Genomic DNA, 13,895 nt, shown 5'->3' with positions numbered 1-13,895 from the left:
GTAGATGACGGTTTCCGTCAGTTACAAGCCGATTATTCTTTGCGTTTCCTGGACTTGGTGGCGGGTGAAGCACTATGGAGGATGGTTCGGTCTGTACTTTGCTCGATTTGTTTACCCGCTGTTGGTTGCTCACTGGATCGTTCCCGCATGAGCACGCTGTACACCCGGTGAGGCAGGATGCCGACACGACGCGCCTCGATCTTGAAGGTGACCCGGGCATTGTCTTCACTGTCCTCCCACTCGTCGCGTACGGTGCGGCCCTCTACCAACACGCGCATGCCTTTCTGGTACAGCGTGCTCCAGTGTTCAGCTTCGCGGTGCCAGAGCTCGACCGGCGCCCAATAGCCGCCTCGATCCTCATAGCTGCCATCGCGTGGCACGGGGTTGTCGAAGTACACATTCAGGCGCAGCAAACGTCGTGGCTCCTCATTGCCTGACAGGAACTCCTGAAACTCTGGCGCACTGCCGATGTTGCCTTCGCCGACGAAAAAAGTACTCATCGTGATATCTCCGCTGCTGGTGTGAACTGGCGCAGCAGCCGTTCGGCGCTGGCCATTTTGATCGCGCAGGTTGAAGCCTGGCGGTAGAGCGAATGCACCACGCTCATCTGCAAGTTCAGTGCGATACGCTCGCATTCGAACCGGTGCAATCCCTCGCGTACTGCCTGGGGCAAGGCCTTGTTGGAGACCTGGCGTTCCCAGACCGCAGCGCCCATACGGGCGAAATCGCGGGTGCGCCATCGCAAAAAGGTGCTGGGCGCACTGGTGTTCTGCAGCACCAATCGAATATCCAGCAACGAGTAAGGCGGTTGTCCGGCCTGCTGCGCCACAGCCTCCATCAGGCGACATAACTGCGCCTCGATTTCCCTCGCCAACTGCGCCAGGTATTCCAGCTCCCCCTTACCCTTAAAAGGTTTTAAAAGGCCTTTTAGGGAGGCAGCGTGTTCGAGCTGTCGATAGGCATCCGGTGTGAGTGTTTCGAGAGGCATTGGTTGAGTCGGGATTAGAGGGTTCATACTTCGTCCTCCGGCTCATCGATTGTTCCAGATAGCTCGACAGTTTCTTCTGCCAACGCGTCAGCGTTATCCACTGCCACAGCACCACGACGAATGATGGGTGGTGCGAACTGGGAGCGGCGATGCCCCTCAAGGATGTCCATAGGGGGTAATCCAAACTTCTCCATGGCCGCCATAGCACGAGCGTTGTTCGCCGCCATGTCATCACGGGTGACGCCAGCATGTCGATAGCGCTGCGCCTGACCGAACAGGCTGCGCAGCAGATGGGCACCGTCGTCGATCCAAGCTTCCATGTCCCTACGACCGATCAAGGCGGTGTGATGAGCCAACAGGGTATGCCGCACCAGCGTGTCGTAGTCAGTAAGCAGGTAGACGGCGAGAAACCCCAGCTGGCTGCCAATGTACAAGGGTAAGGTGACGGGGTGGATATTGAGGTTATCGCCCATGTCGATCTGCGTCGGCAGGTCCTGTCTGATCCGGTCCAACTGCTGGGTCAGTTCCAGCATCCCAGCCTTGGCCTGCATCAATTTTTCTTCGAGCTGCACGATCGCCCAGTCGGCATAAGGATCGTCCTGCGCTGCGGCCTGTTTGATCAGGTTAGTGACGCTGATGTAGCCCGCCATACCCATGATCGAGTGGACGCCTTCGCGTGCGGTTCGACCTTGCCAGATTCGGGCGGCGTGGTGGGTATGCAGTGTCAGGGTGATGCTGCTGCGCAATGAGCCAAGGTTGAGCTGATAGTGATCGGCCACGGTGTCGTCCTCGCATAGGCTTGGTCGGGAACGTTGCGACAGACGAAGGTAAAGGACATCCGAAAAGCTGAATGCTGTCTGTTCGATTTGGTTCGAGACGGTTGGTTTTCGAGACGCTCGTCAGTGATGCCAGTGGCATCAAATCTACTGACGTCCAGGGCGTTTGCTACGCAGCTGGCGTAGTTCATCCAGGCACGCTTGGGCGAGGGCAGAGGCGGGCTCGCCCTTTTTCCTAAGTTGGCGCGGGGGAGCGGGTGGCGGCTCTGTCATGGGTAATGATTCAGCCTGACCTGCCCAAGGGCGGAAATCGCCTTTCAACGCCCGCTGTATCAGGCCCATCAGATACGCCGCCGGTTTGCGGACGCTTCCTGCCGCACATCGCGCCCCAGCTTCGTTGAGCACCGCCTGCCGATCCGCTGGTTTCAGCTTGTTCAGCGTCACGGTGACGGTCTGCCGCTCGCTCGGACTCAGGTGCAGCGGATCAGGCCAGTGCAGGTTATCCACCGCTGGGGTCGCGCGCGGTACAGTACAAATACTTTCTTTTAATACAGTACAGGCAGTGTTCGGATTCCGAACGCTGCCGGAAACATTGGCGTTCAGACGCAGTTCGGAATCCGAACGAGGTTCTACACGATTCCGAACGCGGTGATCGCCACCCAGTTCGGAATCGTGTGACGCTTCATCGGGCGCCTTATTCAATCCTTGTTGTGTCCAATGGTCGCTCCAACTGTCGAGCCGGGTGGGGAGTCGATCCAGATCGATATCGGTATCTTGACGGATTTCTTCCAAAACATGCTGAGCGACAATCCGCACAGCCTTGGTCGCATGATCGAGGGCATGCCCGACCAGCTCCAGGTAATCCTGGTCCAGCTCCATGGCTTCGGCGGGTGTTAACGGTTCATCGTGCAGGACGTACAGAGAGCCTTGTAGGCGCCCGCTGAGCTGATCGCGGCCACGACTCACCAAACTGAGCCAGCGCGTCAATCTGAGCACCGTCAAGACGCGAGCGATGGTCTCGCGGGAGGCTGACGCACCGTAGGGCACGCTTGACAGATAGGGCTTTAAATCCTCATAACGCGGTGTGACCACGCCCTGACCTTGCAGCATCAGTCGGAACACCTGCCAGGCGTTCCGTTCCAATGGCGTCAGCCGACTATCTAACAGAAGCCGACGCGGCACGACTTCGTGTGATTGGCCACTGAACAGGAAGCCAGCCTGAAGGACCTGGTTGGAGGGATGTTCAGTGGTGGGGCGTGCGGGCCAGCGTTCACTCAGCTGCTGGGTGCATTGCTGCAGGACACGTTGCCAGCGACCGGGCGGGGCAGTGTTCATGTTCCGTTGCTGTAATGATCGATTTGCTGCCAAACGATGGTCAAGCTGATCTGTTGCTCCTCCGCCAACATCATCATGGCGTCGAGCTGATCCTCAGCACCGTCCTGATCGCGTAGTTGGCACCAACGCTGCCAGAGCGCATGTTCTTGCTCTTCGCTCAGGTTCTGTGGGCGGCCCTTACGGGTTTCTATCTTGAGCAGACGTCGGCGCAGGGCGGTTTCCGAATGCGCCAAACCGAAGTACTGGTACATGATGGTACTGCTGGCACCGAGCTTGAGCGCTCGGTTGATCAGGCGCTCGTTCTGTTCGTCACGTTCGGCCTGGTCGATCAACCGATGCAACACCGGCGAATCAATCTTGATCTCAACCCAGGGGACAGTGGCATGGGCCAGGCGTGACAGTGTGGCCGGCGGTAATGATTGCAACAGGTAGATGTCCTCTTCACCCAGTCCGAGTGCTTTGCAGCGTTGCAGATTACCCAGGCGCAACTCGTGAAGGACCTGGGTCAGCATGGCCTGGTTGAGCACATTGAAGGACAGGTTCATGGCAGCTCCTTTGGTGAATCGTCTTCATGGGTAAGCGTTAAGTCGATCAGGCGCCGGGCTAAGCGAATGAGGCGATACAGTTTGATTAACAAATAATCGGGCAGTCGCTCCAGTCCTACGTCCACGGCGGGGCGATCTGCCAGCGGGAGCTGATAGACCCCCAATAGCAGTTGCCCGAACAGGGCTGAGGGCAATTGCTTGCGATCCTCCCAGTTCACCTCGTCTTGGGCACGTAGCAGGGCCAACAGCAATAGGTGAACGCCGGCCGCACGAGGCGCTGCAAGATCAAGCTGCTCGATGTTGAGGGCGAAACCCAGGCCGTACTTTTGGTCGATGATGCTCTCGGGATGTCCGGCATAGGCCGCCATTTCCCTAGTCAGGCCGGCAATGGCTAAACGCAGTTGTTCGGGGGTATCAAGTGTTGGTGCGATGATCCAGATGTCTTCGATCGGGCAGGTTGCGACGGTCTGTGCTGTTTCGGGGGCAGCGGCGCGCTCAATCTGTTCGCGGATCTGCTGGACACGTGACGGAGGGCTGACTGCTGATGCGACATTCGTTTCGGGCAGGGTGACCTGCTCCTCTCGCTCTGTTTCGGTCTGCGTCCTGGTTTCAGCTGATTTGAAATGCGGCTCGAAGGGGGGAGGCTCGGCCGCGAGCTCATCGACGCTCGGCAGAGGGTTGTTCTTAGGGGGCGTGACGACAACGCCGGGCGTCCGGATGACCCGTTGGGTATCGCCCAGCTCCAGGGCCAACATGCGGTAGGACTGTCCGAGTAAGCGGCTCATGCGTTCGAGCAGTTCATCCTGGACTCGCTCAAGATCAAAGGACTCAGGGTCGGTATCAAATTGGCCCAAGGTGTCGAGCCAAAACTCGGGGAACGCAAAGGCATCGGTCGGATAACGATTCCAGATTTGTTCAGCCTGGCTACGGAGAGCGATCAGGCGTTCAATTTTGGGTTTACCTAATCCGGCATACAGGGTTTGTGGAATGGAGGGCAGTAGGTGTTCGAGGGTGTCGAGCATCCGGCTGATATGCGATTGTGAAATGGGGTAGCCCCCAGCGGCAAGACGTCGTGCCAGCTCACGTTGCGAGAGTGTTGCGCCATCTGATTCAAGCATGGTCTTGAGTTTGGCCACCGCCAGAGCACGTTCGATGAAAGTGAGTTGGCCGTGCAGGTCGCTTTCAGCCAGATGGCCGAGTAGGGCGGTGATTTCATTGGTCCAGGGTCGGAACAGGCAATGAATGCGGAAGAAACGCTCATCGCGGGTTTCCTGCCACAGTTCGCCGAGAATCGCCAAGCGCGTATTGCCGCCGTTGCGGATGATGAAATAGGCATCTCCCGGGCGGCGAGTAATCGGCGGCGGTTGGTCCAGCCCGCGCTCACGAATGGACGCCTTGATATCGTTATACAGTGGATTGCGGACGAAGCGCGGGTTGTGTTCGTAGGGCCGCAACTGCTCCAGCGTGACCAGCATAGGCGTATCAGTGAGTGGATCGGACAACCGCTCTATCTCTGGTCCTAGAGGAAAGTGGTCCTGGTGCAGTTTGTCGGCGATCTCCTCCTGACTGAGCTTCTTCATTGGAGCAGCCTCAGTTAACGCCGGTTACGCAAATGATCACCGACCGCGAACTTGACGATCTCGGCAGTGCCCGAACCGTCGAAATACCGAGACAGTTGGGCGAGAAACCACCCCATGGCCGAGCGCCCACGCTGCAGACGAAAGACCACGGTGTAGTATTCCTCGCCAGGAGGAAGAACTTGTCGAATGGATGGGTGAACGATAATGGGACATTGATCCAACATCTAAAGACTCCTTGCCAAACGCTGTTGGCCTTAAGACTGAAAAAAATAATTTGATGAAAAATAGCGTCTTCGGGATTCGTTTTATCGAAACTCTGCATGTCTTCACACCTTAGAAATCGCTTCGCGCCATTCCGGAAACAACTCAATGGCCAGCGCTTGCATGGTTTCCAGCGCTGATTGCGAGCGTCGTTCACGTGACTGGCGAGTCTCGACTCGGTGGACTGGAAGACCATGGGAGGCGGCATTGAGGTAAGCCACTCGGTCCGGAACCGCGGTCTTCAGGACTGAGATGTTGGGAGCCCCGATGAAGGCCTCGTTCAGGCCACGGATGATCGATCGCGTGTCTATACGGATGCTATTTACCTGATTCAGCAGCAGTCGCAACGGTGGCAGCGTAATACCCAAGTGACGAAATGGTTCGAGTTCACTGAACAGCCTCAAGGTGCCGCGGCGTAGTTCTCGGGCGGCTAGCATTTCTGGCGTGATGGGGGACAGGGCGATATCGCAGGCGAGGATAGCCATCTCCAGCAGCACGCTACGTGCGCCTTGGGTGTCGATCAAAAGCAGGTCATAACGGGGGCGAAAATCATCTAGCAAATTGCGTAACCGCAATCGCCCGTCAGGGGCGTGCAGAAGTAATGTACTTAACTGCCCGCGAGCGTCGTTGGAGATGATCAGGTCGAGTCCCGCAATCACGGTGCTGGAAACAATCTGTGCAGGCGTTGTTAAGTTGAGCGCAATGAGCTCGTACGCGCCAGCGACAGCTTTCTGGCTCAAGGCGTAATAACCGGAGAGGGTGGGTTGGCTATCCAGATCGAGCAGTAGGACACGAAGACCAGCATCCGCCAGCAAACCGCCGAGATTGGCGGTTACTGTGGTTTTGCCTACCCCACCTTTGGTGGACACTACTGATACCACACGCATGGCATCAGGCCTGCTGCGCCAAACGCTCGGTGATCCATTGTTCGATCTCCAGCGAGTCCCAGCCGACGGCACGCAGTCCAATGCGTTTAGCCTGAGGGAATTTACCCTCCTTCATTAAGTTGTAGATGTGGGCTCGCTTGAAGCCGATTTTACGCTCAACCTCGTCACGACGCATGATGTGACGTTCGACCGATGGTTGATTTGCTTCAGTGATGGGGGAGGGTCGGTTGGGCATGATGGTCGCTCCTGGCGTCGATTGGCGCGTGGTGGGAAGTGACCTGAATTGAATAGCAGAAACGGCAGGGAGTCATTGCGCTGCAATTGAATGCGTTGCAGTGCAATGCTCTAGCCTGCTTATCTTTTTTTGAGGCTTCGATTGGCGGCTGCGAATTTTTCATCTAGTGTCCGCTTGCTTAACCCAGGTATCCCACCATAGCGAGCGATAATTGCATCGACGATTGCGGATTGACTCGTGAATACTGAGAGAGGCTTGCCGGCAGGCGAATGCTCTAAAAAGAGGCGGAGTAGGACGCCGATGATATTTTTGTAGGTGAGCTCGCTACGCTCGCTCAGGCGCCCATGAGTTTCGACCATTGCTTTGAGATCGTCCCTTTCAACTCCAATCCTTTGAAGATCTAGCAAAATCTCATGGTGTTGGCGCTGTAATATTTTTAACTCTCGCAGCAGAACATCTCGATCTGCCTGCAATGCAAGAAAGGTTCCTAAAGTTATTGTCTCTAGGGTGTTTCTGCTGCGCCCGAATAGAAAGGCGGGCCTCTGATCTGGGTAGAAAACTTGCATCCAGTTGAGAAGATCGGAATGGCGGATGGTCAATTGTTGAGGCTCCACGTATGTTCCCATTGGAACCGGAATGCCGAGGCAGCCGTAGCGCAAATCACCATTTCGTACGGCGTCTTCGATCTTTTCAACAGCTATTTGAAGGCTCGGCCATTGAGAGAGAAAGTCACTGAAAATATCCGGCCTAGACCATGCAGCTTTCAATATTTCTGACTCATGATGCATAAGATTGCACCAACGTAACGCGGCCTCGATGGGCCGATAGAAGAGCTTCGCTTGAGGATGAAAAGCGTAATCAGCCATATACCGCCGGACCTCCATTCCTCATGGCTCAGCCTCCAGCATTACTAACTCTTTTAGATTCAACCCGGGGAGGTTGTTCCATTTATCTAATAGTTGATTTTTTCATTCATGATTTGTTTCGGGGGGCAGGCAAAGTTAATTACCTTGGATGCTCTCCTGCGGTTGCTGGTCGCTCATGCACGCCCCGTCAGAGGATTGCTCCACTACAAAAATAATGGCGTGATCGGAATGGATGGTCCATTGCCGAGAGTGCAAAATTCTTAACCTGTCGTCCAAAATCAAGCCCATAGGTCCGCCTCTGTTTAAGATACTAAGCGATGCTAAGTCCATGGGAACTAAACCTGTAAGCCAATCAATCTGAAAAATGAAAAAATGGGCTTGCTGAGTCTTTATCATAGAGTAGTGGACTGCCCGAGTGATGCGCATGCATAGCGTTGTTCGGGACACCCTCATTACGGGAGTAAGCTGTTAAGGCTGAAATACGGGGCCGAGTAAATTTTTATGCGTGGAGATGCGCTTTCTAAAGAAAAGCGGAATAAATTCGAGTCGGCATGATCAACCCGGACATCCCACTGCACGCCATGCCGCCTCCGCGAGTTGGTGCCGGTAGAGTTCAGGGCTGCGTTTGACTCGGGCGGAGAGCCAAGCGCGGCAGTAGTTTTCCGCCGAGCCGATGATCAGTGACGGGACCAGCTCGAAAGGCAGGTCCTGCAAATCCTGGCGGTGGGCGGGGTCGCTGAACCATTTCTTGAGTGCGGCGCTCCTCGCGAGATTTGCCTCGGCGAGCCGCTCGTTGAAGCTGCTGCGCGCGACCGCAAAGCGCGCCTGGTACTGGAACCGCGCCCAATCGGGCTGGCTGACCACCCAATCCACGTAGCTGAATACCAGGGCATGCACCCATTCCTGAGTGGACGTGACAGCGCCAAGGTAGCTGTCCCTGAGCCGCGTCTGATCATCCAGGGCGGTCATGTACAACGCCGCGACCAAGCCTTCCTTGTTCTCGAAATGGTGATAAATGGCCCCCACGCTCATCTGGCTTTCGGCACGGATGATATCGATGGTGGTCGCTTCTATGCCCTGTAGGTTGAACAGCGTCAGCGCACATCGAAGGATGTGTCGCTTGGACTCGGCACGACGCCCGGGGTAGCAGCGCTCGAGGAGATCGACAGGTTCCATTTTTCGGCTCAGGCAAAAAGGGGCCATGGTAATTGAAACGAAGGCTAGGCACGAGCGATTGACAGGGCGGGCACTAACAGAATAATGTTCTTTTACAGAGCAATATTCTGTAAGTGATTCCAATCCACCTGACCAGAGATATCCCATGAGCCAGACTCTCAGCATGTACCAAAGCGTTGGTCCGTGCGCCTTCAGCAATATGGCCTGCCAGATGGCACCGTACTTCGGCACCATCAACCCGGAAATTTCTGTATTGACCCCCGGTCGTGCTGAAGTGAACGTGCCGTTTCGCAAGGAAATCACCAATCACCTGGCGTCCGTTCACGCGATCGCGTTGTGCAATGCTGCAGAACTGGCGGGCGGCATGATGACAGAGGTGTCCATCCCCAGCGGTGCCCGCTGGATTCCTAAAGGCATGACCGTCGAATACTTGGCCAAGGCCAAGACTTCCATTCACGCGATTGCCGACGGTAGCGAAATAGATTGGCAGACCTCGGGCGACAAGATTGTTCCGGTTGAGATCTTCGACGAGGCCGGAGTGAAGGTTTTCACAGCGCGCATCACCATGAACGTGAAGGTCGGCTAGATCGCCGGGTTACCCGCCGTTCCAGGCTGCAGCGGCGGGTCGCCGGTTGCTCCTGTCGTAAGCCTGGCGCTCGCGCCGCCATTGTCCGGGTGACACGCCTGTGGCGGCTTTGAATGCGCGGCTAAGTGCGATATCGCTGCCATATCCAGTCTGCTGCGCCGCGACCGCGATCGAGTGACCGGCAGCGAGGAGGAGCTTGGCACGATAGATCCGCCACGTCGTGATGTAGGTCAGCGGCGGGACTCCGACGACGGACCTGAACAGGGCCGCAAATGTAGAGCGCGACATACCGGCGTCGCGAGCAAGTTGTTCCAGCGTCCAGGGGTATGTCAGATCGGCGTGAATCCTTTGCAGCGTCTGCGCCAGTTGGCGATGAGTGAGTCCGGCGAGCCAGCCCTCGGGCAAATTGTCCTCCGAACTGGCCCAGGTTCGGATCGCCTGGATGAACAGCACGTCGAGCAGCCGGCCGACGACATAGGAACCGCCAAGGGCGCCTCGTGCTTCCTCCGCCCCGATCTGCTCAAGGATCGAGACCATTCGCCCCGCGTCGGACTTCGGCATCGCGATATGGACGACATCGGGCAGCAGCGCCGACAGGGGCTCGCCTGCGGTGTGGTCAAACGTGAACAACGTCGAGAAAAACTCGAGCGCTTCGCCGTCTCCGCCGAACGATACGGTTTCGCCGGTAACATGGTCGGCTATCTCCCAGCAGGGCACGGCAATTCGCTCAGGCGCATCACCCAATATGCCCATGACGCCCTGCTTAATGATTAGGCAGTCGCCTTCCTGGACGACGACCGGCGGGTGGCCGACTTGGGTGAACCAGCCCCGGCCCTTGGCAGCTACGACAAGCCGTGCCTGGCCGCCACTGTCGAACGAGATCGCCCACGGGGCTCGGGCGTGCATGCGTACGAAGAGCGAGCTCTCGAGCTGCATAGCGCTGAGGACGGAATCAAAGGGATGCATGACGATCTCGGACGATGGGTTATGAATCGAATACTCCAGTCTATGGAGGGTCCGGTCAAGCGCCACCATACTCCTGCCACATTCTGGGAGTTATGCATGAAGGTCTACCGTTTGCAGAATATCGGCTCAATCAACGGCCTTGTGGTGTGCGAGGAACCCATTCCTGAGCCAGGGCCGGGCGAAGTCCTGGTAAACATCAAGGCAACCTCACTCAATTTTCGTGACCTCACGATCATCAACGGCTGGTCCCCGTTCCCCCTTGAAGCAGGGCGTGTGCAATTGTCCGATGCCGCCGGCGTTGTCGAGGCAGTTGGCGCGGGGGTCACTCGTTTCGCGGCGGGCGACCGGGTGGCGAACAACTTTATGCCGGGCTGGCATGCAGGACCGTTCCGTGAGTTTGGGCCGCAATTTGGCAGCCAGCTCGATGGCTGGATGGCCGACTACCGCCCCATCGACCAGAACGAATTGGTCGCCATTCCCGATTCGATCAGCTTCGAGGAGGCCGCGACACTTCCGTGCGCCGCCGTCACCGCCTGGAACGCGGTCGCTGGTATCGGGCCGCATCACCGCGTATTGACGCAAGGAACCGGTGGCGTGTCGCTGTTCGCGCTTCAGTTCGCCAAGGCGCGCGGTGCCCAGGTGATCGCTACCACATCGTCGGTCGAGAAGGCGCAGAGGCTCCTCGCACTCGGCGCCGACCATGTGATCAATTATGCCGAGCATCCCAACTGGGGTGAACAGGTCAAGGCACTCACGGGTGGGCGCGGCGTCGATCGCGTGGTCGAAGTCGGTGGCCCGGGCACATTCGCTCAGTCCCTTAAAGCCATTGCTCTTAGCGGCCAGGTGTCGATGGTGGGCGCGCTGGCGGAGGGTGAGATGCCTGGTTACCTCGACATGTTCCTGACCTTCGCGCGGTTCCAGACGATTGCGACCGGCAACCGCCAGGACCTGGAAAACGTGCTCGCCGCTGTTGCACAGAGTGGCATTCGCCCGGTGATCGACAGCCGTTTTACCTTCGAGGAGTGCAAGGCCGCGTTCGAGCATTTCGCCAAGCGCAATGTGTTTGGCAAGGTCGTCATCACCAACGAAGCCGGAGAGATCCGGAAGGCAGCTGTAACCGCGCCGGTGCGACGCGTTTTATCGCACCCTATCAATGCCAGGAGTACATGAAATGGGAAAACTGAGTGGAAAAGTTGCTGTCATCACCGGCGGCGGTAGCGGTATTGGCCTTGCCTCGGCAAAGTTGTTTGCGCAGGAGGGCGCAAAAGTCGTCATCGTTGGCCGCACCCAATCTTCCCTTGATGCAGCCGCCGCCGACATTGGCGACAGCGCCGTCGCCATCGTCGCGGACGTTTCCGATCTGGCGGCGCTGGACGCGCTCTATGCTGAGGTCGGCTCGCGCTTTGGCAAGATCGACGTGTTGTTCGCCAATGCGGGCGTCAACAATCTCGCACCGTTCGAGGCGGTGACGCCGGAGGACTTCGACAGGCAGTTCAATGCCAACGTTCGTGGCCTGTTCTTCACCGTGCAAAAGGCGTTGCCGTTGCTACGCGACGGGGCGTCGGTGATCCTCAACGCCTCGGTGGCGCACAAAAAGGGCTCCCCGCTGCATTCGGTCTACGCCGCCACCAAAGCGGCGACACGATCCTTTGCCCGTAGCTGGACGACGGATCTAAAGAACCGGAACATCCGCGTCAATTCGATCAGCCCCGGCCTGATCGAGACGCCGATTTTTGGCAAGCTGGGTGTACCGGTTGAGGTGATCAAGCAAGCGCTGCCTACGATGCTTGCGGGCATGCCGATGGGCCGGGTCGGACGTGTGGAAGAGGCGGCAACAGTCGCTCTGTTTCTGGCAAGCGATGACAGCTCGTTTGTGACCGGCATTGATCTTCCGGTCGATGGCGGCATGGGCCAGGTGTAGGGCCGTCAGAAAGGGAGTTGAATCGCGCTCCTTCGGGACTCGGATTATTACCTGCCACCAGGCGCTGTCCTGCCCAGGATCAGGTCTGCCGCTTTCTCGCCGATCATGATTGCCGCAGCGTTGGTGTTGCCGGTAATCAGCGTCGGCATAATGGACGCGTCGGCGACCCGCAACCTTTCCACACCTTGCACACGAAGTTCGTCGTCAACGACCGCGAGTTCGTCGTGGCCCATCTTGCAGGTGCCCACGGGGTGGAAAACGGTGCCAAGGTTGGCGCGAATCCAGCTCTCGATCTGGTCGCGGCTGGCCACCTGCGGCCCAGGGACCAACTCGCCTTTGAGGTGGCGAGTGAGGGTGCGGGTTGTCGCCAGCTCGCGAATCAGCTTGAAGCCTTCTACCAGCATGTCGACATCAGTTGGATGACTCAGGAAGTTGGCTTCGATCAACGGTTTGGCGTTGGGGGCGGCGCACGCCAGGCGGACCCGGCCCCGGCTCTGCGGATGCATCAGGGAGACGTGGAAGCTGACACCGTGGCCCAGCGGGATTAACCGTTGCGGTTGGTTTTTTAGCGCCGGCGCCACGATCACTCCGAGCTCGGGTGTCTGCGCCTGTGGATTGAGACGAAGGAAACCGCCAGCCTCGACCGTATTGGAGGTCATGGGACCGCGTCGCCCAAACAGGTACTGCCACGGCGAAAGCAGCAGCGGCAGCCAGCTTTTGGGATGGGCGCTGAGGCCGTAGCCATGCTCGGTTCCGGTGCGATACATGAGTACGATGTCCTGATGGTCCTGCAGGTTCTCGCCAACCCCCGGCAGTTCGTGATGCTGGACGATACCGTGGCGCGCCAGTTCAGCTGCCGGGCCTATGCCGGAGAGCAACAAGAGTTGTGGCGAGTTGATCGAACCAGCGCAAAGGACGACCTCTCGGCGTGCCTGCAATTGCGTCACTTGGCCGGCCTGACAGACCTCTACGCCGGTGGCGCGTTTGCCCTCCAGCAATACTCGATTGGTCAGCGTGTTACTCAGCACCGTGAGGTTGGACCGGTGGAGGATTGGGTGCAGGAAAGCGCGTGCCGCGCTGCAACGCTCGCCATTGATCTGCGTGACATGGAAGGGGCCTATGCCTTCCTGTTGCTCGCCATTGAAGTCAGCGTTATAAGCCCAGCCCATTTCCTTCCCGGCCTGGTAGAACACTTGATTGATTGAGCTAGGGCTGCGCTGCTCGGCCACATTCAGCTCTCCGCCGCGACCGTGCCAGGGTGACTCACCGGGTTCGAAATGCTCGGAGCGACGAAAGTATGGCAACAGATCGTCGTAACTCCAGCCTCGGTTGCCTGCGGCGGCCCAGCGGTCATAGTCGTGGCGGTCGCCGCGGATGTAAATCATCCCGTTGATTGCGCTGGAGCCCCCCCAAACCTTGCCGCGTGGGCAGGGGATAGGCAGGTTGGCAGTGCCGGATTGGGCGGTGAAGCGATGCATCCAGTTCCACTTCGGGTTGGCAATCAAGCGGATGATCCCGGCGGGGATACGGATGTAACCGCCAGGAAGCAGTGTGCGGTCGCTGGGGCCGGCCTCAACCAGGCAGACCGAGACGCTGGGGTCGGCAGAAAGCCGGTTGGCCAGGACGCAGCCGGCAGAGCCGGCGCCCACCACAATATAATCGAAGGAACGGGGGGCAGAGAAAGTCATGCAGGCACCTTTATTGGGTGTTCTTAGTCACCGCGCTTGGACGCGATAGCCGGTTGAAGGTACAAACAGCGCCGTCCGCGGCGTG

16 protein-coding genes are annotated in these 13,895 nt (G+C 58.0%); 3 read left to right on the top strand and 13 right to left on the bottom strand.

The window, feature by feature from the left end:
• Window positions 1-32: 32 nt before the first annotated feature.
• The 11 genes from OPU96_RS00660 to OPU96_RS00610 all read right to left on the bottom strand — a co-directional run bounded on the left by OPU96_RS00660 (window position 33) and on the right by OPU96_RS00610 (window position 8,649).
• Entirely contained in the window at window positions 33-500 is a 468-nt protein-coding gene (locus tag OPU96_RS00660) for a single-stranded DNA-binding protein (protein ID WP_267863927.1), read from the bottom strand.
• Window positions 497-1,015 carry a DUF3158 family protein gene (locus tag OPU96_RS00655; protein WP_267863928.1) on the bottom strand — a complete coding sequence of 173 codons (519 nt, stop codon included), beginning with the start codon at window positions 1,013-1,015 and terminating at the stop codon, window positions 497-499. The genes OPU96_RS00660 and OPU96_RS00655 overlap by 4 nt, the downstream gene beginning before the upstream one ends.
• Window positions 1,012-1,767, bottom strand: a complete 756-nt coding sequence (locus OPU96_RS00650) for a PFL_4669 family integrating conjugative element protein (protein ID WP_498558481.1) — start codon at window positions 1,765-1,767, stop codon at window positions 1,012-1,014. Before OPU96_RS00650 ends, OPU96_RS00655 begins: the two co-directional genes overlap by 4 nt.
• A 144-nt stretch (window positions 1,768-1,911) precedes the next feature.
• Complete coding sequence (locus OPU96_RS00645) at window positions 1,912-3,099, bottom strand: STY4528 family pathogenicity island replication protein (protein WP_267863930.1); 1,188 nt, start codon at window positions 3,097-3,099, stop codon at window positions 1,912-1,914.
• The gene (locus tag OPU96_RS00640; protein ID WP_267863931.1) at window positions 3,096-3,644 is read right to left on the bottom strand and encodes a DUF2857 domain-containing protein; all 549 of its coding nucleotides are present in this window, start codon (window positions 3,642-3,644) and stop codon (window positions 3,096-3,098) included. Before OPU96_RS00640 ends, OPU96_RS00645 begins: the two co-directional genes overlap by 4 nt.
• Window positions 3,641-5,224, bottom strand: a complete 1,584-nt coding sequence (locus OPU96_RS00635; RefSeq protein ID WP_267863932.1) for a ParB family protein — start codon at window positions 5,222-5,224, stop codon at window positions 3,641-3,643. Before OPU96_RS00635 ends, OPU96_RS00640 begins: the two co-directional genes overlap by 4 nt.
• A gap of 14 nt (window positions 5,225-5,238) precedes the next feature.
• The gene (locus OPU96_RS00630) at window positions 5,239-5,373 is read right to left on the bottom strand and encodes a hypothetical protein (RefSeq protein ID WP_267863933.1); all 135 of its coding nucleotides are present in this window, start codon (window positions 5,371-5,373) and stop codon (window positions 5,239-5,241) included.
• Between the two features lie 177 nt (window positions 5,374-5,550).
• Entirely contained in the window at window positions 5,551-6,372 is an 822-nt protein-coding gene (locus OPU96_RS00625) for a ParA family protein (protein ID WP_267863934.1), read from the bottom strand.
• Window positions 6,373-6,376: 4 nt separating this feature from the next.
• A complete protein-coding gene (locus OPU96_RS00620) occupies window positions 6,377-6,607 on the bottom strand; it encodes an AlpA family transcriptional regulator (protein ID WP_267863935.1) in 231 nt (76 codons plus the stop codon).
• A gap of 119 nt (window positions 6,608-6,726) precedes the next feature.
• Window positions 6,727-7,473 carry a hypothetical protein gene (locus OPU96_RS00615; protein WP_267863936.1) on the bottom strand — a complete coding sequence of 249 codons (747 nt, stop codon included), beginning with the start codon at window positions 7,471-7,473 and terminating at the stop codon, window positions 6,727-6,729.
• A gap of 555 nt (window positions 7,474-8,028) precedes the next feature.
• Window positions 8,029-8,649 (bottom strand): TetR/AcrR family transcriptional regulator, encoded by a 621-nt coding sequence (locus OPU96_RS00610; protein WP_267863937.1) that lies wholly within the window; start codon window positions 8,647-8,649, stop codon window positions 8,029-8,031.
• Between the two features lie 145 nt (window positions 8,650-8,794).
• Here OPU96_RS00610 and OPU96_RS00605 point away from each other — a divergent pair, with 145 nt between their 5' ends.
• On the top strand, window positions 8,795-9,235 hold the full coding sequence (locus OPU96_RS00605) for a hotdog fold domain-containing protein (RefSeq protein ID WP_498558480.1): 441 nt from the start codon (window positions 8,795-8,797) through the stop codon (window positions 9,233-9,235).
• 9 nt (window positions 9,236-9,244) lie between these two features.
• On the opposite strand, the gene OPU96_RS00600 is transcribed toward OPU96_RS00605, so the two are convergent.
• A complete protein-coding gene (locus OPU96_RS00600) occupies window positions 9,245-10,270 on the bottom strand; it encodes an AraC family transcriptional regulator (RefSeq protein WP_267863939.1) in 1,026 nt (341 codons plus the stop codon).
• 27 nt (window positions 10,271-10,297) lie between these two features.
• Between OPU96_RS00600 and OPU96_RS00595 the strand changes: the two genes are divergently transcribed.
• Together OPU96_RS00595 and OPU96_RS00590 are read left to right on the top strand one after the other, a co-directional pair.
• A complete protein-coding gene (locus OPU96_RS00595) occupies window positions 10,298-11,371 on the top strand; it encodes a zinc-dependent alcohol dehydrogenase family protein (protein ID WP_498558479.1) in 1,074 nt (357 codons plus the stop codon).
• 1 nt (window position 11,372) lies between these two features.
• On the top strand, window positions 11,373-12,122 hold the full coding sequence (locus OPU96_RS00590; protein WP_267863941.1) for an SDR family oxidoreductase: 750 nt from the start codon (window positions 11,373-11,375) through the stop codon (window positions 12,120-12,122).
• A gap of 47 nt (window positions 12,123-12,169) precedes the next feature.
• Here the strand turns inward: OPU96_RS00590 and OPU96_RS00585 are convergent, their stop codons facing one another.
• Window positions 12,170-13,810, bottom strand: coding sequence for a GMC family oxidoreductase (locus OPU96_RS00585; protein WP_498558478.1), 1,641 nt, complete (start codon window positions 13,808-13,810; stop codon window positions 12,170-12,172).
• Window positions 13,811-13,895: the final 85 nt, after the last annotated feature.

It is taken from the genome of Pseudomonas sp. RP-B7, assembly GCF_059803535.1.
The sequence above is the reverse complement of the archived record's forward strand: the minus strand, read 5'-3'. Positions and strand labels throughout refer to the sequence as shown.